This window comes from Ochrobactrum sp. WV_118_8 (genome assembly GCF_039631535.1).
GTDB lineage: Bacteria > Pseudomonadota > Alphaproteobacteria > Rhizobiales > Rhizobiaceae > Brucella > Brucella anthropi.
This window is the reverse complement of record NZ_JBDIUZ010000001.1, coordinates 153,021-179,398: the sequence shown is the minus strand read 5'-3', so window position 1 is coordinate 179,398 and position 26,378 is coordinate 153,021. Positions and strand designations below refer to the sequence as shown.

Sequence of the window (26,378 nt, the reverse complement as noted above, 5' to 3'; positions counted from 1 at the left end):
ACTTTCGCAAATACTGCAAAAACCCCTCGACTTGCATCGGGGGGTTTTTTATTTTCCCCGCAACTTTTACCGAATATTCACCATATCAGGACCGTTTCCACACAATGATCAGAATAATGGGCGCAAAGCCGCGACGCATTTTTGTTGGATTTGTCCTGGCCCTCAGCCTTGCCAGCCAGAGCGCCTATGCAGCGACGGTCGTGCCTCCGGGCAATCGCAGTGCGGAACAGCCGCCAATTCCCGGCGCATCCGCCAAGCGCACGCGTGAGCTGAGCACGACGTACGAGAAGAAGTATCAGAAGATCTACAATCTCCTGAAAAAGGATGCCTCGCTGCGTTCCAAGATCCGCTCAACGGCAGCCGCCTATGGCATCGATCCCATTCATATAGTCGGCGCCATCGTCGGCGAGCATACCTATAATGTCGACGTCTATGACCGGCTGCAGACCTATTACGTCAAGGCCATGTCCTATGTGAACCAGGGCGTGAGCTTCGGCTACAATGGTGAAAGCATCGGCCAGTTCATCAAGCGGCCGGAATTTGCCGACTGCCTGAAACACAAGGACAGCTATTCGCTATGGTCCTGCCGCGAGAATGTCTGGAATAAGAACTTCCGCGGCAAATCTGTCGGTGGCAACGCTTATCCCAACAATCGTTTCAGCGCGGTCTTCTTCCAGCCCTTCTATGCCGGGCAGACATTCGGTCTTGGCCAGATCAATCCGCTGACAGCATTGCAGATGTCCGACATGGTGAACCGCGTTTCCGGTCTGCCCAAGCTCAACGCAGAAGACGGCAATGTCGTCTACAAGACGATCATGGACCCCGATCTGACGCTGCCCTACATTGCGGCGACGCTGAAACAGTCGATCAACTCCTACCGCCAGATCGCCGACTTCGACATTTCGAAGAATCCCGGCCTGACCGCCACGCTCTATAATACGGGCGGTGCCGAAGCACGCGCACGAGCGCTTGCCAACGAAAACGCCAAGCGAAAGGCGGACGGTCAGGAACCTTTGCTACCGCAGGAAAACTACTATGGATGGCTGGTCAATTCGAAGCTTGATGAGCTGAAAGCGCTTTTCTAGTGGGTTTTTCGAATTTGACGTTTGAAACGGGATTAATATCGGACGGGTATCAAACGTCAAATTCAATCCACTAGAGCGCGTTTCGATCTGATTGGATCAGATCGGCGCTCTGATCATTTGTTTCTACGTGCATCTTTTCCGATCGAAGCAGGATCAGAAATCAGTCCAGTGGACTGATTTCCCTGCGTAGGCGTTTCACACTTTTCGGGATGCGCTTTAATCAACTTGAACAGGCTTGATACCGCGGCGGCGCTTTCGCGCCGCCTCTATTTCCTCACTCAGATGCCTGATCGTCTCGCGGTCGATGATGCGGATATTGCGCGCCAGAAGATTGGCGAGTTCTGTTGCCTGCGGCGACAGGCCCGACGTATCGATCACCACGCGCGGATGCGACACGGCGGCGAGGTTCTGCAACTCTTCCGCTTCGTCCCAGATGATATTGAAATAGGTGATGATGCGCTGAAGCAGGTCCCAGGTCGGCTGGCCGCGCCGGCCATGTTCCAGCGCTGACAGATAGGCCGGTGAAACGCGAAGCGCTGCCGCCATATCCTTCTGCGTTACGCCGCGTTCTTCCCGCAACTCGCGCAAGCGTATTCCAAATGGCGTCATCGCGGTCTGCTCCCCCCGGGCAATACGGTTTGCTGTGCCATGGTTTGCGTCTGGCGGCGAAGCCTTACATAGAGGGCGCCATGCCCGCCATGATGACGCGCCGCATCCTCATAGGCACTCACCAGAAGCCGGAACAGCGGTGTGGAAAACCAGTGCGGCACCGCCTGTCGCAAAATCCCTTCGCTGCCGAATGAACGGCCTTTGCCGGTAATAACCATGACGTGACGCAGGCCACGTGCATGTGCGCTGACCAGAAATCCGTAGAGCAGGCCGTGCGCCTCTCCCTGCGTGAGACCGTGCAGATCGATGCGGGCTTCAATATCGACACGACCTTTGGCGATCTTTCGATGCGTCGGCTTGTCGAGTGATTGAATCTGCATTTCGCTGAGCGCCGACAAACCCTTCTTCGGTTTGCTCGCTTCCACTGCAGGCTGAACCTTCGCCTTGGCAGGGCGTTTTTCTTCTTCCGCCATCAGGGATTTGAAGTCGGGAAGTTCGTCCTCACTCGCCTTTGGCTTTATCAGCGGCTTTGCGGTTTTCGCGACCGTCTCCCACAGGATGCGGTCTTCGGGCCGCAGATAATCCTTTTCCGGCTTGTCGGTGTTACGCGCCATCCCGTTCAAGCCTCCAGAAGCCTGCGCGGCACCAGCGCATAAAAGTCAGCATCGTCCTTTACACCACCGGCGATCTCGCCTGCCGTGTCGCCAGAGCCCGCGAACAGATCGCCGCGGGCAGGGCCGACAATGGCCGTTCCCGTATCCTGCGCGATCATCAGGCGTGCAAAGGGTTCGCCGTCAAAGACCGTGACATTGGGAGCACTGGCGTAGATCGGCGTCCCGAATGTGTGGAGCAATTTGTCGACAGCAAGCGAACGCCCGGCGGTCAGCGGAACTTTTGCAGCCGCAATAGGTCCGGCATCCGGGTCGTCCACAGAAGCTTCCCGGAAGAAAATGTAGGACCGGTTCTGCCAGATGAGATCGTCGGCCTTATCCGGATGCTCGGCCAGCCAGCGTCGGATCGACTGCATGGAAATTTCTGAAGCCGGGATTTCGCCATTGGCAACCAGAATGCGGCCGATGCCTGTAAACGGATGGCCGGATTTGGCTGCATATGTAATGCGCAGCAACCCGCCATCGCGCAGTTTCAGGCGTGCTGCACCTTGCACATGCGCGAAAAAGGCATCGACCCGGTCGGCGACAAAAGCGATTTCCAACCCACGCCCGGAAAGACTTCCCTGCTCGATTGTCTGGCGGTCGTCATATTCGGCAAGGCCGTTTTCCGTCCGGCGCGCAAAGGCAAAGGACGGATCAAGTCCGATTGGACGGCTTTCATCTGTCACTTTCACGAGGTCATCGGGCTGGCGCAGGAAGGGCACCTTGAACCGGGTGTCGGCCTCAAGGGAGGCTTCGATCTCCGGTTCATAGAAAGCGGTCACAAAGCCTTTGCCCTGATCGGGAACGATCCGGCAGGGGATAAAATTCTGTTCGAAGAAAGCGCGCGCTTCTTCCACACCCGGATTGTCGAGGCTGCGTGCAGCCGCAAAGATCGGCCCCAACGCTTCGAAACAGATGCCGAGACTGCCGCTTTTGTAAGTCTGGTGGGCCGCATAGTCGGCAGAACGGCGAAACGCAGCGAATGCCGCGGACTGATCGTCCCGGTTCCAGCCCGGACAATCGGAAAAAGCCACCGGGCGCAAAATCCTCGCCAAGTCGTTCATCGCCGCATCCGTCTAACTATGCACAAACAAAAAGGCCGCTGATTTTTTGAAACGCGCATCTTTTCCGATCGAAGCAGGATCAGAAATCAGTCCAGTGGACTGATTTCCCTGCGTAGGCGTTTCACACTTTTCGGGATGCGCTATCGCGGCCGGATTCACATGTTTTCTCTTAATCTTCCGCTTCAGTCGCGACAAGCTTCCAATTTGGATCACGCGATCGTGTGTCGCGGGCAAAGGTCCAGAGATCCTTGATCTCGAGCACGTTTTCCGGATCACCGTCGATCAGCTTGCCGTCCTTGTCAAAGGTGGATGAAATCATCTGGCTGACGATATTGACCGTTACGTGCGCTTCCGACCCCTTCATCTCAGCACCGGCGATTTCCGCCTTGTCGATCCCGACAAAGGACGAACGCACGCTTTCGCCACGGGTTTCGCGGTCGTCGATAGCTGAAACAAAGCCCTCGAAGACATCCTTGGAAAGCAGATTTTTCAGAACCTTGCGATCGCCATCGGCAAAGGACATCACAATCATTTCATAGGCGATCTTCACGCCTTCCACGAAACCGGCCGGATCGAACGAAGGATCGGCAGCGTAAATCGCGCGCATGCCATCATTGACCGGCGTGCCGACCGGAGCGGCCTTGTCGATGGCGGTGAAATCTTTTTCGCCCGGACGACGTGGCAGAGAGACGACATTATCCGTCTCACCGCTTGCCGGTGCAGCATCGGCACTGCGGGCTGATGTGTAAGGATCGAAGGGCGGTTTTTCACTTCCGGTACGACGGCCAAGAACATTCCTCAGCTGGAGAAAGATGATCACCGCTGCGATGAAGAAGAATATCGTGCCAAAATCAAAAAATTCCATGCCGCCTGCCGCTGATTGAAGGATCAGGCATTTCGCCTTTCCTTATCCCTAGTTTGTATCTCATACATATAGATCGGCTTACGTCATCATTCAAATCCCGATCATGCATACCTATTTGATATTGCATGACAGACAGTTTCAATTTCGTTCCAAACCTGAAAAAGTTACAATTCGGATTAAATTGAAACGCTGAAACCAAACAACAAAGGTCGTAACTTACGTGTCCTCCTCTCTCGCCCCTCTCGTCATGCTGGCGATGCCTTTCATCGAAATTGCCGGTTTCGTCATTATCGGCAGCAAGATCGGCGTTTTCGCGACTTTGGGCCTCGTTATTCTGAGCGCAATGCTGGGTTTCTTTCTGCTGCGCGTACAGGGCATCGGGCTTTTGCAGCGTATCCGTACCGAAACGGCTGCTGGACGCGTGCCGGATCGCGAAATGGTGCATGGCGCCATGCTGGTTCTGGCGGCGATCCTGCTGATCGTGCCCGGCTTTGTCAGCAGCACCATCGGCATTCTGCTGTTCATTCCGTTCATCCGTGATTTCATGTGGGAAAAATTCATGCGCGGCCGCATGGTCGTTGCGACATCCGCGCGCTATTCGGACGGCTACGGGCAACAGCGTCCCGGTTCAAATCCACGTCAGGACCATGTCATCGATCTCGATCCAGAGGATTATACCACCAGGCCGAATGAAAACTCGCCATGGAAAGACGACCGTAAAGATCAATGAATACGCAAATACTAACCTAAAAAGCCTTTCTTGCCTCATGCCCGCGCACATGCTAGCCAAACATTCCGACCTTTCGGGGCAGTCTGCGTAGACTGCGCTGGAAGCGCAAAAGTTTTAATCACCGATAGAAGGCATACCGATAATGAGCGATAAGGCCGCGGGCGAAGTAAAGAACGGCAATGGCGCGACGGCCGAGCCGTCCCTCAACATTCTGGCGCAGTATGTGAAGGACCTGTCCTTCGAAAGCCCGGGCGCGCCGCTGTCGCTGCGTCCGCGCGAGAAGGCACCGTCCATCAACATCAACGTGAACGTAAACGCCAACCCGCTTTCCGAAACGGATTTCGACGTTGTGCTGACGCTGGAAGCCAAGGCTGTTGACGGCAAGGACGTCCTTTTCAACACCGAGCTCGTCTATGGCGGCGTGTTCCGCATTCAGGGCATCCCGCAGGAGCACATGCTTCCGCTTCTGTTCATCGAATGCCCGCGTCTTCTGTTCCCGTTCGCTCGCCAGATCATTGCCGACGCAACGCGCAACGGTGGCTACCCGCCACTGATGATCGACCCGATCGATTTCGCGCAGATGTTCCAGCAGCGGATGGCCGAAGAACAGGCCAAGTCCGCTGTAAAGAGCTGATCATTTCAGACGATAGCGCGGTTCCAGTTAAAGCAGAGCCGTGGAACCGCTCTATCTCTTTGTTTGTACGCATTATCCGACGCAAAACCGCTTCGCACTTTTGCTGGAAATGCTCTAACTGCAAAAAAGCCCGGTTTCGACCGGGCTTTTTTCATATCCGCTTCTGAGACTTACTCAGTACTTTTTCCAGATAGCTTTTTCGCCCAGCTTGTCCACAAGTGCAGCGTGAGCCGCGCGCTCCGCATCGGAAATGCGTGGGGCAAGCGGCCTCGGGCGCGCGGCAAGAACGATGGCAGCGCCGCTCTCTCCGGCATTGTTGCCGCTGACAGCACCGCCCATGCTGAGCCCAAGCGCGGTCTGCTTGCCGCCGATCAGTTCTATATAGACTTCGGCCAAAATCTCGGAATCGAGCAATGCCCCGTGCAGGGTACGGTGTCCATTCTCGATGCCGTAGCGCTTGCACAAGGCGTCGAGTGAATTCGGACCCATCGGATGCTTGCGGCGGGCAAGCGCCAATGTATCGATGATGCGCTCCGACTGGATTTCAGCCTGTCCGAGCCTTGCCAGTTCAGCATTGATGAAGCCAAGGTCGAACATGGCATTGTGTGCCACGAGCTTGGCCCCGTCGAAAAATTCGAGAAACTCGTCCAGAACTTCCGCGAATGTCGGCTTGTCCAGCAATTGTTCATTGCTGATGCCGTGGACCGCGAGCGCTTCGGGATGAACCTGACGCCCCTGCGGGTTGATGTATTTATGGAAAGTGCGGCCTGTGGGAAACTTGTTGATCAGTTCCACGCCGCCGATTTCGATCACACGGTCCTCGAGCCTTTCCAGACCGGTGGTTTCCGTATCGAAAACGATTTCACGCATTGAAGAACCTCTCGGAAAATATCTCGAACAGCTGTAACACAGCGCCCGCGATTATTCTGTCGCGACCGCCGGCTTTCCACTCAATTCCGCAACAATTTCGGTAATCTGACGGCGCAGATTGTCGAAACTACCGCTCGTATCGATAATGAAATCGGCTCTCGCACGCTTTTCCGCATCCGGCGTCTGACGGGCGAGAATGGCATCGAGTTTTTCTTCCGTCATGCCCGGTCGCGCAAGCACGCGAATGTGCTGTATCTCGGCAGGGGCTGAGACAACCACGATCTTGTCCACACGCTTGTCGCCGCCGGTTTCAAAAAGCAGCGGAATATCGATCAGTGCCAGAGCGGCGCCAGCTTGCTCCGCATTGCGGCGAAAGGCTTCTTCTTCCTCACGCACAAGCGGATGAACGATGGCTTCCAGTTTCTTCAGGGCTTCGGGCTTTCCGATGACGGCAGCGGAAAGTTTTTCCCGATTGACCGCACCGTTTTCCACAGTGCCCGGAAACGCAGCCTCGATCAGCGGGGCCGCGCGACCGGAATAGAGCTGGTGCACGGTGTCGTCGGCGCTATAGATCGGCACACCGGCTTCGGCGAACATGTTCGCCGCCGTTGTTTTCCCCATTCCGATGGAGCCGGTTAATCCGAGCACGATCATAGTATCTGTTCCAAAAGTCGCCATGCCTTGCTGCAAATGGCGTTTTTCTGCGCTTCCGGTGCTCATGTACTTAATCCGAGCACGATCATAGAGCGCCAGCCTTTGCCATATCCGCCAGAATATGCTCACGCAGCGCTTTCGTCACTAGCGGCCTTTTGCCGAACCAGCACTCGAAACCTGGAACGGCCTGATGCAGCAACATGCCAAGACCATCCACTGTCACCAGACCTGCTTCTTCGGCCTTTTTCAGAAATGGCGTCTTGAGCGGTACATAAACAATATCGGTGGCGACTGCCTTTCGCGACGCCTTGCCAAGATCGAGCGGAAATACTTCCTGCTCGTCATGGCCGCTCATGCCAAGCGATGTCGTGTTGACGATCAATCCGGCGTCGGAGACCAGTTTTTGCGCCGCATCCCAGCCATACGCCGAGACACGTGGTCCGAAATGGGTTGCGAGATCTTGCGCCCGACTCACCGTGCGATTGACGATGGCGACTTTCTTAAAGCCGCGCGACAACAGCGCGTGGACGATTGCCCGGCTTGCGCCACCAGCGCCCAGAACGAGGGCACTGTCGGCATTATCCCAGCCGGAAGCCGATGCATCGAGATTGGCGGCAAAACCATAGGCATCGGTATTGCCGCCATTGAGCCTGCCATTTTCAAGCCAAAGCGTGTTGACCGCGCCGATGGCCTTCGCGGCCTCATCCAGACTTTCCACCGCAGCATAGGCTGCTTCCTTGTGGGGAATGGTGACATTGCCACCGGCAAAACCGTTTTCGGCAAGCGACGAAGCAAAGAAGCCGAAATCCTCCGGCTTCACTTCTATCGCCTCATAAGAACCGTCGATCCCAAGTTCATCAAGCCAGAAACCATGGATCAGCGGCGACCGCGAATGTTTTATCGGAAAGCCGGTGACAAACGCCTTCTTAGCCATCGATCAGTTTTTCCTTCCGCAGTTCAGCCAGCAGCGGCAGCAGCGGCAGACCGACAATCGTGAAATAATCGCCTTCGATCTTGTCGAAAAGCTGGATGCCCGGTCCTTCGACCTGATATGCGCCGACGCTCGAAAGCGCGATGTCCCCCACACGACCGAGATAACGCCCGACAAAACCGGGATCCAGATCGCGCATGGTCATGCGGGCAATCGAAACGTGGCGCCACAGGGTTTTGCCGTCCTTCACAAGCACAACCGCACTGTTGAGCTGATGGGTCTTTCCGGAAAATTTCAGAAGCTGGCGGCGCGCCGCTTCCATATCGGCGGGCTTGTGGAAAATCTCGTCACCGAGTGACAGAGTCTGATCGCAGCCGATCACCACCGCGCCGGGGTTCTTCTCGCTTACGTCGAGCGCCTTCGCCTCGGCCAGAACCTGTGCGACTTCTTCCGGCGTAGCGCCCGTTTCATAAAGTGGGGCTTCGACCGCGCGCTCGTCGATATCCGCGCTTGCTGTTGAAAACTCTATGCCGGCATTCTTCAGCAACGCCGAACGGAAGGGGCTTTTAGAGGCAAGAACGAGTTTGTCCGTCATGACAGGAATCCTTGTTTATCCCTTTTCGTTATGCGCGCGGAGCAGCGCCAGAATGGCAGCTGCGGTTTCCTCGATCGACCGGCGCGATACATCAATGATTGGCCAGCCGTTTCGGTTGCATATATTACGCGCATAGGCCAGTTCTTCCGAGATCGATACGCGATCCGTATAAAGACCCGTATCCAGCGACGGCACATTGCCGAGCGGCCGGTTCTGGCGGATTTGCGAAATCCGTTCAGCCGTCGCGACCAGTCCCACGATCAATGGACGCTTCGCCGTGAAAAGGACTTCGGGCAAGGGAATCCCCAGCACAATCGGAACATTGGTGGCCTTGATGCCACGATTGGCGAGATAGATGCTTGTCGGTGTCTTGGATGTGCGTGAAATGCCAACAAGAATGACGTCGGCTTCCTCAATGTCATAAGGCAATTGCCCGTCATCATGTTCCATTGTGAAATTGAGCGCGTCGATGCGCCGGAAATAATCGGCATTGAGAACATGCTGTGCGCTGGCGCGGCGATGCGCGGGCGCACCGAGATAGGATTGAAACGTGTTCAGCACCGGCTCCAGCACGGAAACGCTCGGCACGCCCATTTCCGCGCAGGATTCATCAATGATCGCCGCCAGCTTCTGGTCGACAATCGTATAGAGAACGATGCCGGGTTCCGCATCGATGCCCTCAAGAACCTTGCGCAACTGCTTTTCGGTACGGATCAGCGGATAGATGTGCTCGATGGCACGCGCATTGGCATATTGCGCCGCTGCCGCACGGCCCGCCGCGAGGAGAGTCTCTCCCGTCGCATCAGAAATAAGATGAAGATGAAAGTAGGAAAGCGGTCTGGTCACAGTTTTGTTGCCCTCCTGTTGACGGCTGTGCGTAAAGGCCGAACGTCTTCCACAAGCCATGGCAGGCCGTGGGAAACTTGGCAAGTCATCCACAGCGGGCGAACATGTGGCGAGTGGTCATCAACATGTGTGGACAAGACTCATGAAAACGCGAAATCCCATCGTAATTCCCAGCTTTTCCACAAATCCTCATGAACTGCGTCAATTGGTAACCCTTTATATTAAAAGAGGGAATTGAGTTTTCATTGTATTTGGTCAGACTATCGGTGAATGATTGCACAGGATGACATGGCAAATTCGGAACTGTGGGGAAAACAGGGACAGACCTTAATCCCCGATTCCAACAGACTCTAAGAATCAAAAGATTCCTGAATCATCCTTTCTTTATGAGAGCCGGACTGGATAACTTCAGACCAAACCGGATCAGGTAACCAACAGGGCGGATAAAAATCAGATGAAGCGCAAAGTCTTGAGAGTGATTGACGGTGAAACGGTCTTTCCACCTCCCATCTGGATGATGCGCCAGGCCGGACGCTATCTTCCCGAATATCGCGAGACGCGGAAAAAGGCGGGGAGCTTTCTCGATCTCTGCTATTCGCCCGATCTTGCTGTCGAAGTGACCCTTCAGCCGATCCGCCGGTTTGGCTTTGATGCAGCCATTCTCTTTTCAGATATTCTTGTCATCCCCCACGCCCTTGGACGTGACCTTCGCTTTGAAGAAGGCAAGGGACCTTTGATGACACCGATTGATGCGGACGAGATTTTCTGGCTTGAGACGGAAGGTGTCGCCAAAAGGCTGGAGCCGGTCTACGAGACGGTTCGGCTGCTGCGCGAGCAGTTGCCCGATGAAACCACGCTGCTGGGCTTCTGTGGCGCTCCCTGGACCGTTGCGACCTATATGATTGCCGGTCACGGCACGCCGGATCAGGCACCCGCCCGTCTTTTCGCCTATCGCTTCCCCGAAGCTTTTGAAAAGCTCCTGAACGATCTTGCCGATGTTTCTGCCGAATATCTTATCGAGCAGCTGGATGCCGGTGCTGATGCGGTTCAGATTTTCGATTCATGGTCGGGCGTTTTGGATGAGGACTGCTTTGAACGTTTCTGCATCCGGCCCGTTGCCCGGATCGTCCAGAAGGTGAGGGCGGTTTATCCGGAGGCGCGCATCATCGGCTTTCCGAAAGGGGCAGGAATGCTTTATGCAGGCTATCGCGAAAAAACCGGTGTGGATGCGCTCGGTCTCGACTGGTCCGTTCCCTTTTCCTTTGCTGCCGCCCTTCAGGAAGAAGGCGCGATACAGGGCAATCTCGATCCGCTGCGCGTTGTAGCAGGCGGCAATGCGCTGGATGAAGGCGTGGACACCATTCTCGAACGCCTCGGCCAGGGTCCGCTGATCTTCAATCTCGGTCACGGAATCACACCGCAGGCGCCGATTGAAAATGTTCAGCGCATGATCGACCGTATTCGCGGAGGAAAATCATGAGCCAGACAGCTCCGGAAAATCGCGGCTCGGCAGTCGCCATTCGCACTGTTGTTTCGCTGGTTGTGGTCGCGCTTGGCGTTTGGGCATTGTTTCACGTGAATCCAGCCGACGCCTATCTCTGGATCAAGTCGCTGCATGTGATTGCCGTCATCGCATGGATGGCGGGGATGCTCTATCTGCCGCGCCTCTTCGTCTATCACTGCGCTGCAAAGCCTGGTTCCGAAACATCGGAGACCTTCAAGGTGATGGAGAAACGGTTGCTGCGCTTCATCATCAATCCGGCCATGATCGTGACCTGGATTGCCGGTCTCTGGATGGCTTGGGAAATCTTCGGTTTCCAGGGTGGCTGGCTGCATGCAAAACTGCTGCTGGTCGTGCTGATGTCCGGCCTGCACGGCTATCTCGCCAAGTCGACCCGACTTTTTGCTGAAGACCGCAATATGCGCTCGGCCAAACACTGGCGAATCATCAATGAAGTGCCGACGATTTTGATGATTCTGATCGTCATACTGGTGATCGTTAAGCCATTTTAATCGGAATACAGTCTCGAGAAAGAAACCCGCTCGCCGGGTTTCTGCCATTTTTCTGTTGCAGAAATTTCGCGCTATCCCTACATGAGGCTTGCTCTGCATGCTGCAAGTCAGTATGTAGGAAGCCTCTTCCCTTCAAGACAGCAGGCCTTCGATGCCGGTCACGACGTTCAGGTGGCCACCTTTCCGAACAACTGCATTTTCTCCTTACATTTTAAAAAGAGTTCCTCATCCATGCAGGAAATGAAACTACAAGAACTAAAGAACAAGACACCGGTGGAGCTGCTGGCTTTTGCCGAAACACTTGAGGTCGAAAACGCGAGCGCCATGCGCAAGCAGGAACTGATGTTCGCGATCCTCAAGAAGCTGGCGGCCCAGGACGTCGAAATTATCGGCGAGGGCGTCGTCGAGGTGCTGCAGGATGGATTTGGCTTCCTGCGCTCTGCTGATGCCAACTACCTGCCGGGCCCAGACGATATTTATATTTCACCCTCGCAACTGCGTCGTTTTTCTCTCAAGACCGGTGACACGGTCGAAGGTCCGATCCGCGGTCCCAAGGAAGGCGAACGTTATTTCGCGCTGCTCAAGGTCAATTCGATCAATTTCGAGGATCCGGAAAAAATCCGGCACAAGGTTCACTTCGACAATCTGACGCCGCTCTACCCGAATGAGCGCTTCAAGATGGAACTGGAAGTTCCAACTTCCAAGGATCTTTCGCCGCGTGTCATCGATCTGGTGGCACCACTCGGCAAGGGCCAGCGCGGCCTGATCGTCGCTCCGCCACGTACCGGTAAGACTGTTCTTCTCCAGAACATCGCCCATTCGATCACCGCAAATCATCCGGAATGCTATCTGATCGTTCTTCTGATCGACGAACGTCCGGAAGAAGTGACCGACATGCAGCGCTCGGTGAAGGGCGAAGTGATTTCCTCGACCTTCGATGAACCGGCAGCGCGTCACGTTCAGGTGGCTGAAATGGTCATCGAAAAGGCCAAGCGCCTTGTCGAACATGGTCGTGATGTTGTGATCCTGCTCGACTCGATCACCCGTCTGGGCCGCGCTTACAACACGGTTGTGCCGTCTTCCGGCAAGGTTCTGACCGGCGGTGTGGACGCCAATGCATTGCAGCGCCCGAAGCGTTTCTTCGGCGCTGCGCGCAATATCGAAGAAGGCGGTTCGCTGACCATCATCGCAACCGCGCTGATCGATACGGGCAGCCGTATGGACGAAGTGATCTTTGAAGAATTCAAGGGCACCGGTAACTCGGAAATCGTGCTTGACCGCAAGGTTGCCGACAAGCGCATCTTCCCGGCCATGGACATTCTCAAGTCCGGCACCCGCAAGGAAGACCTGCTCGTACCGCGCGCCGATCTCCAGAAGATCTTTGTTCTGCGCCGTATTCTCGCGCCGATGGGCACGACCGATGCGATCGAATTCCTTATAGACAAGCTCAAGCAGACCAAGAGCAATTCCGAATTCTTCGATTCGATGAATACGTAAAAATTACTCGGTTAAAACCGTTTGAGAAGCGCCGCACGGGAAACCGTTGCGGCGCTTCTTATTTCAGGATGCCTTGCCGAGGAGCAGTCGCAAAGCATCAGCATTCTGGACAGGCGGCAGACAGACATGTCCCTTGCAGAACCAGGCTGATGGATGCTCAGGCTCTGCAGTTCCCCCGGTCGGTAGCTCTACTGTCTTGCCAATCTCGAACCGCACGAACTTGTCTACGCGTCTTGGGTCTGGATTTCGATTCGCTGTCGAAACAAGTTCTTCGGCGTTATCGTCTGAGGCCACGACAAGAGAAAGTGGTTCAGCTGCAAAACGGGCCGCATTCAATATTCCAATTTGCCCATATTGCTGTGCGAAGGCTCGGCCAAGCGCCTGTTCGATCAGCTTCTCATTGCTTTGATAGAGATCGATATTGCCCGTCACCAGAAACAGTCTTGTCAGTGCTTCGATGATCTGGCTGGTCGCGCTCGGTATCGCTTCATCATAATTGCCATAAGCGTGCAGGATGACGTCATCAGCGTCCAGCGCCGACAGGCGATAATTACCGGCACCATCGCGATGGCTGTCATCGAGCGCCTTTTTGAGTTTCAATGCGTCATCGATATAAGCCCATTCGCTCGTTGCCTCATAAAGGGCTATAGCTGCGTTGATCATCGATGCATAATCGGTCGAAAGGGCAGGGTAGAGAAGAGAGTTTTCCATGCGGCAATGTGCGATGCGTCCATCACGAAAACTGCTCGCTATGGAGCGATAGGCATCAACCGCGAGGTCGATCCAGTTCTGTCTTCCAAAACTCCGACCTGCTTCGGCCAATGCCCGGATAGCAAGTCCGTTCCAGTCGGTCAGTGCTTTTTCATCGCGTCCGGGCCGTACCCGCAATTCACGACGTGCCAGCAGTTTTTGCCGCGATGTTTCGATCAATGGCGGCAGGATCGCATCACCATCGACGGCATCAAGGCGATTCAGAATGTTCTGGCCTTCCCAGTTTCCACCCGCTGTGACGCCGTAATAGTCCTTGAAGGTTTTGCTATCGTTGCCAAGCGCCTGATCGATTTCCTGCTCGCTCCAGACGTAAAACCGTCCTTCTTCGCCTTCGCTGTCGGCATCGAGGCTGGATGCAAAACTTCCGTCGGGCAAACGCATTTCACGGATCAACCAATCGATAGTTTCTTCGATTCGTAAACGAAACAAATCATTTCCGGTTTCGGCGAAAGCGTAATTCGCATGTCGAATGAATTGAGCATTGTCGTAGAGCATTTTTTCAAAATGCGGGACCAGCCAATTGGCATCGGTGGAATAGCGGCAAAGCCCACCACCCAGATGGTCGTAAATCCCGCCCTGCAGCATCACCTTGAGAGACAGGAGGAAATTGTCCCGATGCGTCTCATTACGCCCGTAGAGCCAAGAGAGCCACAGATTGTCCATGAAAGGCGCGTTGGGGAATTTCGGTGCTCCTTCTATTCCGCCCCGGACCGGATCAATCAGGCTGTTGATGCGTGTCGCAATCTCGTCAAATCGTTCGACTTCGTTCACCACCGGCGCGATCTGCGCTGCCAGCCTGCCTTCGAGATGATCGAACACAGCCTGCGCATTATGGTTAATTTTTTCTTTATCCTTATTCCAAAGGTTATTAACCGCATGCAGCACATCGACAAAGCCGGGCATGTTGTGGCGCTTGTGCGGGGGAAAGTAGGTTCCTCCCCAGAAGGGCTTGCCATCTGGCCTCAAAAACATGGTGAGCGGCCAGCCGCCCTGTTGTCCCATCGCTCCAAGCGCTGCCATATATATCTGGTCTAGGTCGGGCCGTTCCTCGCGGTCCACTTTCACATTGACAAACAAGGCATTCATTACTTCCGCCACTTCGGGATTTTCAAAGGACTCATGCGCCATGACGTGACACCAGTGGCAGGCCGCATAGCCAACCGAAAGCAGAATGGGCCGGTCGAGCTCCTTCGCAGCATCCAACGCCTCTTTACCCCACGGCTGCCAGTGAACAGGATTATTGGCGTGCTGGCGCAGATAGGCACTCGGTTCTTCAGCAAGGCGATTGCGGTCTAACTCTGTCATAAGGCTTTTCTTTCACTGCACGAATGAATATGCCATTCCATCAGCATCCGTTTGGTTGCTTTCGTCCTTATTGATTATAGGTCAGGAAATGAAATGAGCGAGATCGCTTCCCTTCAAGATACGATTTTTGCTTTATCGAGCGGGCGTCTGCCATCCGGCGTTGCTGTGGTACGCATTTCCGGCCCCAAAGTTCGATTCGTACTCGAAACGATAGTCGACTCCATACCGACACCACGATATGCAGCCTACAAGCTATTCCGTAGCCGAAATGGTGACCCAATCGACCGAGGACTTGTACTCTTTTTCCCTGGACCGAACAGTTTTACCGGCGAAGATTGCGCCGAATTTCATTTGCATGGCGGCAAAGCAGTCGTTGAGAAGCTCTTGTCGGAAATGGGAGAGCTGCATGGTTGCCGTATAGCGGAAGCTGGAGAGTTTACGCGACGTGCTTTTTCCAATGGCAAGATGGACTTGACGATCGCCGAAGGCTTTGCGGATCTGATCGCCGCAGAAACCGAGGGACAGAGGCGGCTTGCTTTGCAGGTTGCATCGGGCACGCAGCGCGAGCTTTATACGGAATGGCGTCAGCGTCTGTTGCGTGCGCGCGCCTTTATCGAAGCGGAACTCGACTTTGCCGATGAAAGCGATGTTCCTGGTTCCGTATCGGAGCAGGTCTGGCAGTCACTGACACTGTTAAAGAGCGAGATCGAGAACCATATAGCGAGCGGCAAGCGCGCTTCGATGTTGCGCGACGGACTGCATGTCGTGATTGTTGGTGCACCGAATGCCGGTAAATCCAGCCTGCTAAACTTTCTTGCTGGTCGCGAAGTAGCGATCATCTCGGAAGAGGCGGGAACGACCCGCGATCTTCTGGAAGTCAAACTCGATCTGGGCGGCATCCCGGTATACGTGACAGACACGGCAGGTTTGCGGGAGACTGATAGTTCCGTCGAGAAGATCGGGATTGAACGCGCCCGCGCGCGTATGGTTGATGCCGATCTGGTTCTGCTGCTTGACGATATGAACGATCCTATAGCCGTCGCTTCCGACGAAATACCGGAAGCTTTATGGAAAATCGGTACAAAAGCTGATCTGAATGCTGAATCTGCCGATCGCTGGACCTACCGCATTTCAACAAAAACTGGCGAAGGACTGGACCAATTACTCACGAATCTGCAGAATTTCGCGGAAGAACAGATAGGCCAGATTGAGGATGCCGTGCCCACGCGGCAGAGACATATCAACCTTCTGCGATCTACCGTCACCGAGATCGATAGAGCAATAAACGGTACGAACCTTCCGCTTGAACTCCGCGCAGAGAACATGCGCCTTGCATCCCAATATCTCGGACGTATTACTGGTGACGTCGATGTGGAGGAGATTTTGGACGTTATTTTCTCTCAGTTCTGCATCGGAAAATGATTCACGTGAAACACGGGCCGATTGATCCTGAAAATTGTTTCACGTGAAACATCTGTGGAATCTCGCCAAGGTGATTGACTCACTCCTTCATCCGTGAGTCGGCTCGTCGCCGAGATTTGATCAAGTCGACGACCAATTTGATCTTCCGTTTCAAGCCTATTCGTGTCAAAGAGACATCTTTCAGAAACGGATTCGAGTTGCGTCAGGATGAACCAAATGAGTTCGACCGAAGCCACAGTCTTTGATGTCATTGTGATCGGCGGCGGCCACGCAGGATGCGAGGCCGCTTCAGCGGCTGCGCGCGCCGGCGCCAGAACTGCGCTTGTAACACATCGCTTTGATACTATTGGCGTTATGTCTTGCAATCCTGCCATTGGCGGGCTGGGAAAAGGGCATCTTGTGCGTGAGATCGATGCACTCGATGGCTTGATGGGGCGTGTCGCGGATGAAGCTGGTATCCAGTTTCGTCTACTGAATCGCCGAAAAGGGCCTGCTGTTCGCGGACCTCGAACCCAGGCTGACCGCAAGCTTTATCGGCTTGCCATGCAGAAGATGATCGCGGCCCAGGACAATCTATTTGTTATCGAAGGCGGCGCGCACGACCTTCGGGAAGAACACGGACGCATCACCGGGGTTGTTTTGTCCGATGGGCGGACCCTGTCATGTGGCGCTGTCGTTCTGACAACCGGCACGTTCCTGAATGGGTTGATCCATATTGGGGAAAAGAAGATTCCAGCTGGCCGCATGGGCGAAAAGCCAGCGCTTGGTCTTTCCGAACGCCTGACCTCGTTCGGCTTTGCGCTTGGGCGTCTCAAGACAGGCACGCCGCCACGACTGGATGGGCGTACTATTGATTGGCAAAGCCTTGACATGCAGTCCGCCGATGAGGAGCCTGTGCCGTTCTCTCTCATGACGGATCGGATCACCACACCGCAGATCGATTGTGGCATTACCCGCACAACGCCGGAAACCCACGCTGTCATTCGGGCCAATCTGCATCGTTCGGCTATGTATTCTGGTTCGATCGAGGGCATTGGTCCCCGTTACTGCCCCTCGGTGGAAGACAAGATTGTCAAGTTCGGCGACCGTGACGGCCACCAGATATTCCTCGAGCCGGAAGGGCTGGACGACGATACCGTTTATCCAAACGGCATTTCGACATCGCTTCCGGAAGATGTGCAGCTCGACATATTGAAGACCATACCGGGGCTTGAAAAAGCCGCTATGCTGCAGCCCGGATATGCGATTGAATATGATTTCATTGATCCGCGTGAGTTGAAGCGCAGCCTTGAAACCCGGAAAGTTACCGGTCTGTTTCTGGCGGGGCAGATCAACGGCACGACTGGCTATGAAGAAGCGGGCGCACAAGGCTTGCTCGCGGGCATCAATGCCGCGCGTCGAGCTTCTGGTGGCGATCCTGTCATTATCCAGCGCACGGAAGCCTATATCGGCGTCATGGTTGATGATCTGACGTCACGCGGGGTCAGCGAACCTTATCGCATGTTTACATCACGTGCAGAATTTCGTCTGTCGCTTCGCGCGGATAATGCCGATCAGCGCCTGACGCCACTGGCGGACAAGCTCGGTATATTGGGGCACGCACGTAAGGAACGATTTGAAGCGCGGGAAACGGCGTTGGATGAGGCGCGGTCATTGACACAGTCACTGACCATTACGCCCAATCTGGCCAGCCGTTACGATCTGCGTCTCAATCAGGATGGCGTGCGCCGTTCGGCCTATGATCTTCTGTCCTACCCGGAGATTGATCTGGATCGGTTGAAGTCAATCTGGCCTGAACTCGGAGCTGTCGATCCGGCAACGCGGGAAGCGCTGGAGATCGAGGCTCAATATGCCGTCTATATGGATCGGCAGAAAAGCGACATTGCAGTGATGGAGCGCGAGGAGCAACTGCTCATTCCAGCAGGGTTGGACATTGATGGAATATCCGGTCTTTCCAATGAGTTGAAGCATAAGCTCAAGCAGCGCAAGCCGGAAACAATTGCCGAGGCGCAGCGCGTTGACGGGATGACACCGGCAGCACTGGCGCTCCTTATCGCACAGATCAAGAAATTCGGATATCGCCAGCGGGCTGCATCGGAATTGTCTGAAGGGCAGGGCGCTGCATGAGCGCCGATACTCGCTTTGAAAGTCTGAAAGCAATCGTTCCCGCTGTTTCACGTGAAACAGCGAACCGCCTGATCGCCTTTGAAGACTTGTTCCGCAAATGGTCGAAGGCGATCAATCTTGCGTCCCCCTCTACTCTGAACGAGTTGTGGACCCGTCATATTCTGGATAGTGCACAGCTATTTCCCTTGGCGGGTGATGCCAAGCACTGGTTGGATATTGGTTCTGGCGGCGGATTTCCGGGCATTGTGACAGCCTGTTTCCTCGCCGAGCAACCAGGCGGCGCTATCGATCTTATTGAGAGCGCAGGGAAAAAGGCGGCGTTTCTGCGCACTGCAGCGGGACATTTGCACGTACCGGCGCGGGTCCATTCCGCCCGCATTGAAGCGATGTGGGAGAAAATTGAAACACCACAAGTGGTTACGGCACGCGCATTGGCGTCGCTGAACGATCTTTTCGGTCTGACGGAGCCGTGGCTGACCAATGGCGCCAAAGCTCTCTTCCAAAAAGGTCGGGATTATCAGCGCGAGATAGACGAAAGCCGTGTCGGTTGGAGTTTCGATCTGGTACAACATCAAAGTACTATCGATCAGGCTTCGGTCATACTCGAAATCACCAATCTTCGGCGCAAAATCGCTTGATGGCTGGAAATTTCGAAGGGGCGGGCAGCAGCAAGGCGACGGTGATGAACAAAATGTCCAGAATCATAACCATTGCAAACCAGAAAGGCGGCGTGGGTAAAACTACCACCGCCATCAATCTGGCTACGGCATTGGCGGCTATCGGCGAGACGGTACTGATTGTCGATCTCGATCCGCAGGGCAACGCCAGCACCGGTTTGGGTATTGATCGCCGCAACCGGCCTTTGTCTTCCTATGACGTGCTGACGCAGGAATCGTCAGTTCCTGATGCTGCAATGCCAACCGATGTTCCCAATCTGCATATCGTACCATCGACGCTGGATCTTCTTGGCATTGAAATGGAAATTGCGCAGTCGGCCGATCGTACACGGCGCTTGCGTGATGCTTTGCGGTTCGATTCCTCCGTGTCGGAGCGATTCTCCTATGTGCTTGTCGATTGCCCACCGTCGCTCAATCTTCTGACGTTGAACGCCATGGCTGCAGCCGATTCCGTTCTGGTGCCGCTGCAATGCGAGTTCTTTGCCCTGGAAGGCTTGAGCCAGCTTTTGCAGACGGTCGATCAGGTGCGGTCGTCGATCAATGCCGAGCTTTCGATCCAGGGTATTGTGCTGACCATGTTCGACAGCCGCAACAATCTCGCTGCGCAAGTGGTGGATGATGTTCGCGCTTTCATGGGTGAGAAGGTCTATCGTACTGTCATTCCGCGTAATGTGCGCGTCTCGGAAGCACCATCACACGGTAAACCGGCAATTCTCTACGATTTGAAATGCGCCGGCAGTCAGGCCTATTTGCAACTCGCATCGGAAGTTATCCAGCGCGAGCGACAATTGCAGGCCGCTTAAACCAATCGATTCGACGACGAAACAATTCAGGAATAAGCCGAACGATGAATGATGATCCTTCAAAAAAGCGCCTTGGCCGCGGATTAGCGGCGCTGATCGGCGAAATCGACCGCCCTGCCGAAGAGCGTAAGGCACCTGTTCCCATCGAACGGAATGTTCCGATTGAATTCGTTACGCGCAATCCGCGCAATCCGCGTCGCATGTTCTCAGAAGGTGACTTGGAGGACCTGGCGCAGTCGATCAAGGAACATGGCGTCGTACAGCCGATCGTCGTGCGACCGGCACCAGGGCAGCCGGACCGGTTCGAATTGATTGCTGGTGAGCGTCGCTGGCGCGCTTCGCAGCGGGCCGGTGTCGATACGATCCCGGTTATTGTTCGTGACGTCGACGATCGTGTCGCACTTGAGATCGCGATCATCGAAAACGTGCAGCGCGCCGACCTGAATGCGGTCGAAGAAGCGTTGGGATATCAACAGCTTATCGATAATCACGACTATACGCAGAATGATCTGGCACAGGTGATCGGCAAGAGCCGCAGCCATGTCGCCAATACGTTGCGCCTGCTGAAATTGCCGCAACCCGTGCAGGATTTCATTGTCGATGGTGCGCTTTCGGCAGGTCATGCTCGAAGTCTCATCACGATGGAAAACCCGACCGCACTGGCTGAGCGGATTGTCAAAGATGGTCTGTCGGTACGCCAGGTGGAAGCGCTTGCGCAGGCGGAAGCACGCGGTGGTGCGGAAGCCAAGCCCGGTAAAGCAGGACCTGTTGAGAAAGATGCCGACACCAAAGCACTCGAAAAGCTGCTTTCTGATGTTACTGGCATGAAGGTTGAGATCAATCATCGTGATCGCGGCGGTGAGGTCAAGATTCGATATAGTTCTCTTGAGCAACTCGACGAGATTTGCCGCCGGCTTCAGAGCTGATCTTTTATCTGAATAGTTGAACATAAAAGCTCGTTGCATTTCATTGCGGCGAGCTTTTTCATTTACAGCAGCCAAACCAACACAACACCTATATTGTAACGCGATGCGGAGAACTGGCTTAGTCAGGCTGCAAAGCCCACCGCTATTCGTTCCAACAAGTACATCAATAGATATGATCACCGCCGCGTCAAAAGGCAATTATGATCCGTCATCGCTTCAAGTTAGAGGCCGCAGTCAAACAGCGCTCCCACAGCATAACTCGTAACTTTATGAACCATTTTGTTTCGCAGCCGCTCGTCAGTTCGACCGGTGGCTGTTTCGTTTGGAAGCGAATTGCGCTAGTGAGTGGCAATGGCGCAGAAGAAAGCAAACGAAGTCGATAGTTTTCTGGCAAGGCCGACGAGTTCGTTTCCGGTCGTGCTGCTTTACGGCCCCGACAAGGGGCTGGTGAGCGAGCGTGCGCGCCGTTTTGCCGAAGCAAGCAAACTGCCGCTGGACGACCCGTTCGCCGTCATTCGCATGGAAGCGGATGAGATCGAGGCCGACCCGGCGAAACTCGCCGATGAAGCTCGCACCATCTCTATGTTCGGTGGCCAGCGCCTGATCTGGATCAAGAATGCTGCAGGCCAGAAGAAGCTGGCGGAAGCGATCAAGCTGCTTGCGACCGAACCGCCGCTTGAGACATTCGTTCTGGTCGAAGCCGGAGATCTCAAGAAGGGCGCGGGTCTGCGCAGCGCTGTCGAGAATGCTTCCGCAGGTATGGCCTTGCCCTGCTTTGCCGACGACAGCCGGGGTATTGATGGTGTCATTGATGACGTTCTGGCGGAATGGAAGATGCAGATCACACTCGACGGGCGGCAGCTGCTGCGGGCAAGTCTGGGCGGTGATCGTCTCGCCACGCGGGGTGAACTCGAAAAGCTCTGCCTCTATGCACGCGGCAAGGAGCGGATCGATATAGACGATGTGCGTGAAGCGGTCGGCGATGTTGCCGGTCTTTCCACGGATGAGGTGATCGATGCGGTTTTGGCTGGCGATCTTCCGCGTTTCGAAGTCTCCTTCGACCGTGTCGTGAAATCCGGCACCGCGCCGTTTCTCCTGCTCAACACGGCGATTCGCCAGTTTCAGCAGGTACAGACCTTGCGCCACATTGCCGATACCGAGCGTAAAAGCGCGTCCGTCGTTGTGGCTGCGGCTCGTCCGCCAATCTTCTTCAACCGTAAGAAACTGGTCGAGAATTCAGTAAGCCGCTGGACCGGCGAAAGCCTCGCGCGCGTTATGGAGCGCCTGCAGCGCGCCGTTCTCGAAAGCCGCCAAAATGCGGCGCTCGCTATCCCCATCATCCGCCAATGTCTGCTGGCAATCAGCGTCGAGTCACTTCGAAACGCTCGGCGTTAAAGTCTGTTCGAAGTTCTGTTGCGATTAATGTAGGCCGAGATCGGCCTCGATTGCGGGTTTGCCACATCCCAATTTCGAGCTGCTACGCTTAGCAGCTCGAAACCATGATCAAATTGAGCAATAGTTTTCATCCGCCTCATAAGCCGGATGACTTGGTGCTGCATGGTTATCGAAGCCTAGGACAGATTAAGAACAATATCATATTCCGGTCGGGTGACCTATTCCAAGCCGAACATTTTTATCTGATGGCTAATGTAAAAAAGCAAGAATTATGAATTATTCTTCAAAGAAAGAGAAATAATGAAAATATATACCAAGTGGAGCCCATTCGAAACCCAAGTTTATGATCAATCGTGTGGAGATGATCAAGAAATAGATACTGATTTCAGTAAAAATGTCGGCGCTGGATTTATCATGGATGCTGAAGGAAAATCATTAACTCTGAGTACCAATTCTGACGTTTACTGGCCTGACTCCGAAAGCGATCCTGATACTTTCATCGACACAGTCACAGAGTTTGGCATTTTGTCTGGCCACTTTGCGTTAACCCAGCGCACGAGTGGCGCATTGTGCCTGGGAAATGAGCGTTCTTTCAGCTTAACTCTACAGCGTGAAGGTTCGATGGTTTTGGAACACCCTGGTGTTCAAATGGAGACGAGATCGCGCGGCGAGTATGGTAGTGTGCGGGTTGAAATGTATGATGCTTCACAGCTGACTTTCTCAGGGCTCAATATTTTCTGGGGGGGAGAGTTTTCTGTCTATGACAATGCCAGACTAAATTTCTTCGAAGAACACGTAACGCCTTACACTGGCCTAACGAAACTGTATGACACATCGGAATTCAATCTCTCTACGAATAGGATTTATGCAAGCAACTCACCCGAGAGGGAATGGCGAATTTCTCTTGCCGATGGTTCGCCGCAGTTAAATATTCTGGCTCAGACAAGTGGAGGAGATCCTCTTCAGACCCAGAATGAAGCAGCGCCGTATCCAGAAGCAATTCTGGATTTTGGTGTAAGCTCCAGAGGGACTATTGCTATTGATATGCCTGACGCTAACGCATTCATGTTAACTCTCTTGGATAGCAGAAAGACGTTTTCCGTTAACGGAAAGCCCGTTTACGTCGGCAATAGCAGTCAATTTAATCACAGTTTTCAAAATGGTGTACAGAGAAACGGTTTTACGACCGGCGTCATGACTATCACCAAGATAAGATAGAAAATAAGAGCTCAGCCGTATCAAATGGGGCATCTGCTCCATGTCCGGCTTCAAGTCCGAAGCCGCCGCCAGCCTTATGCTTTCCGGCGTCGAGTCCATTCATATAATGGCTGGCAGCAAGGCATCTTTGCACTAGATGCCTATGTAGAATGAAAAGTCGGCGATGCACAGCGGAACAGCGGTTGCAATACTGCGCTGCGCGCCGTCAACACGAGGTTCCTATTCGATCAGCAGCGCATCGTCATCGAGCGTCTGGCCGCGCACCTTGCGGAACATTTCGATGAGGTCTTCCACACCCAGCGTCTTGCGCTTGTCGCCGGTCACGTCGAGCAGGATCTTGCCGCCATGCAGCATGATCGTGCGGTCGCCATAATCGAGCGCCTGCCGCATGGAATGGGTGACCATCAGCGCGGTCAGCTTATTCTCGGCAATCAGCGTCCGGGTCAGTTCCATCACGAACTCGGCCATGCCGGGATCAAGCGCTGCTGTATGCTCATCGAGCAGCAGTACTTCCGAACCGGAAAGCGTCGCCATGATCAGTGACAGGGCCTGACGCTGGCCGCCGGAGAGAAGTTCCATGCGGTCCTGCATACGATTTTCCAGCCCCAGATTGAGGCTCGCCACACGCTCGCGAAACCATGCGCGACGCTTGGAATTGAGCGCGTGGGTGAGGCCGCGCGTCTTGCCGCGCGAAGCAGCCAGCGCGAGGTTTTCCTCGATTGACAGCGTACCGCAGCTGCCTGCCAGCGGGTCCTGGAACACGCGGGCGACAAGACCGGCCCGCTCGGCAGTGGGCTTGCGGGTCACATCCTTGCCACTGATGACCACTTTGCCAGCGGTGGGGATCACATCGCCTGCAAGAACACCCAGCATCGTGGATTTGCCTGCGCCGTTCGATCCGATGACCGTGACGAAGGAACCCTGATCCATGGTCAGGTTGATCTTGTTCAAGACCTGCTTTTCGAGCGGAGTGCCGCGACCGAACACGACATCGAGATTGGAAAGTTCGATCATGCCGATGCTCCTCCGCGACGCAGGCGCGGCAATATCAGGGCGAAGGTAACGAGAAGGGCGGTCGCAATGTTGAGATCGGATGCCTGCAGGCCAAGAACGTCACCATTCGAAAGCGCAAACTGGATGGCGATACGATAGATGATCGAGCCGAGTACACAACCAATCAGGATCACCAGAATGAAACGGCTGCGCAACAGCGTTTCACCGATGATGACCGCTGCAAGGCCGACCACGATGGTGCCGACGCCGGAGGTCACATCGGCAAAGCCGTTGGTCTGTGCGAAGAGCGAGCCACCGAGCGCCACCAGTGCGTTCGACAGCGCCATGCCGAGATAGATCTGCCTGTCGGTGCGAACGCCCTGTGCACGCGCCATTCTCGGATTGGCGCCGGTTGCGCGCATGGCAAGACCCATATCGCTTTCCAGAAAGCGCCAGACGACAAATACCGCAATGGCGACCAGCACGAAAAGGAACAGCGGACGTACATAATATTCGGGAATGCCGTGTCCGAAGAACGGCGTCAGCATGGTGTCCTGATTGATGAGCGCGATGTTCGGACGCCCCATGACGCGCAGATTGACGGAGAACAGCGCGATCATGGTCAGAATGGAGGCGAGAAGATTGAGAATCTTGAAACGCACGTTCAGCGTCGCGGTCACAAGCCCGGCAGCAGCACCCGCAACCATGGCGATGGCTGCCGCCAGCCAGGCATTCATTCCCGCCAGAATCAGTACACCGGTTACGGCAGCGCCCAGCGGAAACGAACCGTCAACCGTCAGATCGGGGAAATCGAGGACGCGGAACGCCAGATAGACGCCGATGGCTACAAATGCGAAGACGAGGCCCAATTCGACCGCACCCCAGAAGGCGATCTGACTCACAATGTCATTCCTTGTTTCTCGCCGTGACCAAAACGAAAGATCGCCGCTTCAGCGCGGCCAGCTTCAGTCACGACCGGTTTTGTTCTGAGTTCGCTTCCGGTGAAACTGTCACCTGAAACATTTCCCCGGTTTATGCCCACAGAGTGAACTTGCTCCTGCCGACCGCAAATGCACCCTCAATTTCATTTGCCGCAATGACTACGGTTGTTCTTGTCATATCGTTTTCGGGATACAACGCAAAAAGCCGCAGTGCGCAAGCATTATCACTGCAAATGCACCCAAAAATACCATTCCGGGGGAGCACCGTTGCAAGAATTCACTCTGCACTGGGTGAGCCTTAAGGCTCACCCAGGCTATGTTGCAAGGGCGATTTGTCTGCTTTCTGGTGCTCGCGCACCTTTAAGTACACTCCGCTCCAGTACCCGAATATCTCCATTTTCACACATGTCGTTTTTGATTCAGGCTCCTAGTACATCGATAGACAAAGGCCCGTGCTTAGGTCCTTCTGTTTATGCCAGCTGTCCGATCAAATATGTGTGTGGCTTATCCAATTTATTGGAGTTTGAGAAATACCTTTTGGTATATATAATGAATTTTAGTAATGTAGTTTTATCGAATAAATACCGTATTCATATAATAACATATAGTATTTCTATTTTTTTATAATTAGAGAGCATAACAAAAATTGTGAAACGGTTTTCTGGAAAGATGTGCGTTAAAAAAATAGCTAGAGTGTCGATCTGATTCGATCAGATAGAAAATTTCTCTATTATAATTTACTATTACTGAGGAA

25 protein-coding genes are annotated in these 26,378 nt (G+C 54.4%); 13 read left to right on the top strand and 12 right to left on the bottom strand.

Annotated features, from left to right (window positions below):
• The first annotated feature begins 104 nt into the window (after positions 1 to 104).
• Positions 105 to 1,085, top strand: a complete 981-nt coding sequence (locus tag ABDF71_RS00885; protein ID WP_012091062.1) for a DUF1402 family protein — start codon at positions 105 to 107, stop codon at positions 1,083 to 1,085.
• Between the two features lie 216 nt (positions 1,086 to 1,301).
• On the opposite strand, the gene ABDF71_RS00880 is transcribed toward ABDF71_RS00885, so the two are convergent.
• The 4 genes from ABDF71_RS00880 to ABDF71_RS00865 form a co-directional block, all read right to left on the bottom strand.
• A complete protein-coding gene (locus tag ABDF71_RS00880; RefSeq protein WP_010657663.1) occupies positions 1,302 to 1,694 on the bottom strand; it encodes a helix-turn-helix transcriptional regulator in 393 nt (130 codons plus the stop codon).
• Positions 1,691 to 2,308 (bottom strand): Smr/MutS family protein, encoded by a 618-nt coding sequence (locus ABDF71_RS00875; RefSeq protein WP_010657662.1) that lies wholly within the window; start codon positions 2,306 to 2,308, stop codon positions 1,691 to 1,693. Before ABDF71_RS00875 ends, ABDF71_RS00880 begins: the two co-directional genes overlap by 4 nt.
• Positions 2,309 to 2,313: 5 nt before the next feature.
• Positions 2,314 to 3,411, bottom strand: coding sequence for a murein transglycosylase A (gene mltA / locus ABDF71_RS00870; protein ID WP_151615985.1), 1,098 nt, complete (start codon positions 3,409 to 3,411; stop codon positions 2,314 to 2,316).
• A gap of 169 nt (positions 3,412 to 3,580) precedes the next feature.
• A complete protein-coding gene (locus ABDF71_RS00865; protein ID WP_010657660.1) occupies positions 3,581 to 4,276 on the bottom strand; it encodes a Tim44/TimA family putative adaptor protein in 696 nt (231 codons plus the stop codon).
• A 220-nt stretch (positions 4,277 to 4,496) separates the two neighbouring features.
• On the opposite strand from ABDF71_RS00865, the gene ABDF71_RS00860 reads away from it, so the two are divergent.
• Entirely contained in the window at positions 4,497 to 5,006 is a 510-nt protein-coding gene (locus tag ABDF71_RS00860; RefSeq protein WP_010657659.1) for an FxsA family protein, read from the top strand.
• 142 nt (positions 5,007 to 5,148) lie between these two features.
• A complete protein-coding gene (gene secB / locus ABDF71_RS00855) occupies positions 5,149 to 5,640 on the top strand; it encodes a protein-export chaperone SecB (protein ID WP_010657658.1) in 492 nt (163 codons plus the stop codon).
• A gap of 174 nt (positions 5,641 to 5,814) precedes the next feature.
• Here secB and dnaQ read toward each other — a convergent pair whose 3' ends face one another.
• The 5 genes from dnaQ to ABDF71_RS00830 form a co-directional block, all read right to left on the bottom strand.
• On the bottom strand, positions 5,815 to 6,510 hold the full coding sequence (gene dnaQ / locus ABDF71_RS00850) for a DNA polymerase III subunit epsilon (protein ID WP_010657657.1): 696 nt from the start codon (positions 6,508 to 6,510) through the stop codon (positions 5,815 to 5,817).
• Between the two features lie 51 nt (positions 6,511 to 6,561).
• Complete coding sequence (gene coaE, locus ABDF71_RS00845; protein ID WP_010657656.1) at positions 6,562 to 7,164, bottom strand: dephospho-CoA kinase; 603 nt, start codon at positions 7,162 to 7,164, stop codon at positions 6,562 to 6,564.
• A gap of 85 nt (positions 7,165 to 7,249) precedes the next feature.
• Complete coding sequence (locus ABDF71_RS00840; protein WP_151615983.1) at positions 7,250 to 8,098, bottom strand: shikimate dehydrogenase; 849 nt, start codon at positions 8,096 to 8,098, stop codon at positions 7,250 to 7,252.
• Positions 8,091 to 8,690 (bottom strand): Maf-like protein, encoded by a 600-nt coding sequence (locus ABDF71_RS00835; protein ID WP_500060825.1) that lies wholly within the window; start codon positions 8,688 to 8,690, stop codon positions 8,091 to 8,093. Before ABDF71_RS00835 ends, ABDF71_RS00840 begins: the two co-directional genes overlap by 8 nt.
• 15 nt (positions 8,691 to 8,705) lie before the next feature.
• Positions 8,706 to 9,536: a pyruvate, water dikinase regulatory protein gene (locus ABDF71_RS00830; RefSeq protein ID WP_029926309.1), complete on the bottom strand. Its 831-nt coding sequence runs from the start codon at positions 9,534 to 9,536 to the stop codon at positions 8,706 to 8,708.
• Positions 9,537 to 9,990: 454 nt separating this feature from the next.
• On the opposite strand from ABDF71_RS00830, the gene hemE reads away from it, so the two are divergent.
• From hemE to rho, 3 genes are all read left to right on the top strand, one after another.
• A complete protein-coding gene (gene hemE, locus ABDF71_RS00825; protein WP_010657652.1) occupies positions 9,991 to 11,016 on the top strand; it encodes a uroporphyrinogen decarboxylase in 1,026 nt (341 codons plus the stop codon).
• A complete protein-coding gene (hemJ, locus tag ABDF71_RS00820) occupies positions 11,013 to 11,549 on the top strand; it encodes a protoporphyrinogen oxidase HemJ (RefSeq protein WP_010657651.1) in 537 nt (178 codons plus the stop codon). The genes hemE and hemJ overlap by 4 nt, the downstream gene beginning before the upstream one ends.
• 231 nt (positions 11,550 to 11,780) lie before the next feature.
• Positions 11,781 to 13,046: a transcription termination factor Rho gene (gene rho, locus ABDF71_RS00815; RefSeq protein WP_012091070.1), complete on the top strand. Its 1,266-nt coding sequence runs from the start codon at positions 11,781 to 11,783 to the stop codon at positions 13,044 to 13,046.
• 63 nt (positions 13,047 to 13,109) lie between these two features.
• Here the strand turns inward: rho and ABDF71_RS00810 are convergent, their stop codons facing one another.
• Complete coding sequence (locus ABDF71_RS00810) at positions 13,110 to 15,122, bottom strand: thioredoxin domain-containing protein (RefSeq protein WP_010657649.1); 2,013 nt, start codon at positions 15,120 to 15,122, stop codon at positions 13,110 to 13,112.
• Between the two features lie 93 nt (positions 15,123 to 15,215).
• On the opposite strand from ABDF71_RS00810, the gene mnmE reads away from it, so the two are divergent.
• From mnmE to ABDF71_RS00775, 7 genes are all read left to right on the top strand, one after another.
• Positions 15,216 to 16,544, top strand: coding sequence for a tRNA uridine-5-carboxymethylaminomethyl(34) synthesis GTPase MnmE (gene mnmE / locus ABDF71_RS00805; RefSeq protein ID WP_500060822.1), 1,329 nt, complete (start codon positions 15,216 to 15,218; stop codon positions 16,542 to 16,544).
• 216 nt (positions 16,545 to 16,760) lie between these two features.
• Positions 16,761 to 18,671, top strand: a complete 1,911-nt coding sequence (gene mnmG, locus ABDF71_RS00800) for a tRNA uridine-5-carboxymethylaminomethyl(34) synthesis enzyme MnmG (RefSeq protein WP_500060820.1) — start codon at positions 16,761 to 16,763, stop codon at positions 18,669 to 18,671.
• Entirely contained in the window at positions 18,668 to 19,309 is a 642-nt protein-coding gene (gene rsmG / locus ABDF71_RS00795) for a 16S rRNA (guanine(527)-N(7))-methyltransferase RsmG (RefSeq protein WP_500060818.1), read from the top strand. Before mnmG ends, rsmG begins: the two co-directional genes overlap by 4 nt.
• Before the next feature lie 44 nt (positions 19,310 to 19,353).
• Entirely contained in the window at positions 19,354 to 20,151 is a 798-nt protein-coding gene (locus ABDF71_RS00790) for a ParA family protein (protein ID WP_010657645.1), read from the top strand.
• Positions 20,152 to 20,195: 44 nt separating this feature from the next.
• Positions 20,196 to 21,077: a ParB/RepB/Spo0J family partition protein gene (locus ABDF71_RS00785; protein WP_010657644.1), complete on the top strand. Its 882-nt coding sequence runs from the start codon at positions 20,196 to 20,198 to the stop codon at positions 21,075 to 21,077.
• A gap of 351 nt (positions 21,078 to 21,428) precedes the next feature.
• Positions 21,429 to 22,472 carry a DNA polymerase III subunit delta gene (gene holA, locus ABDF71_RS00780; protein WP_151615979.1) on the top strand — a complete coding sequence of 348 codons (1,044 nt, stop codon included), beginning with the start codon at positions 21,429 to 21,431 and terminating at the stop codon, positions 22,470 to 22,472.
• 300 nt (positions 22,473 to 22,772) lie between these two features.
• On the top strand, positions 22,773 to 23,690 hold the full coding sequence (locus tag ABDF71_RS00775) for a hypothetical protein (RefSeq protein WP_500060815.1): 918 nt from the start codon (positions 22,773 to 22,775) through the stop codon (positions 23,688 to 23,690).
• A gap of 219 nt (positions 23,691 to 23,909) precedes the next feature.
• Here the strand turns inward: ABDF71_RS00775 and ABDF71_RS00770 are convergent, their stop codons facing one another.
• Together ABDF71_RS00770 and ABDF71_RS00765 are read right to left on the bottom strand one after the other, a co-directional pair.
• On the bottom strand, positions 23,910 to 24,704 hold the full coding sequence (locus tag ABDF71_RS00770; RefSeq protein ID WP_012091078.1) for an ABC transporter ATP-binding protein: 795 nt from the start codon (positions 24,702 to 24,704) through the stop codon (positions 23,910 to 23,912).
• A complete protein-coding gene (locus ABDF71_RS00765) occupies positions 24,701 to 25,585 on the bottom strand; it encodes an ABC transporter permease (protein ID WP_010657640.1) in 885 nt (294 codons plus the stop codon). Before ABDF71_RS00765 ends, ABDF71_RS00770 begins: the two co-directional genes overlap by 4 nt.
• Positions 25,586 to 26,378 lie beyond the last annotated feature (793 nt).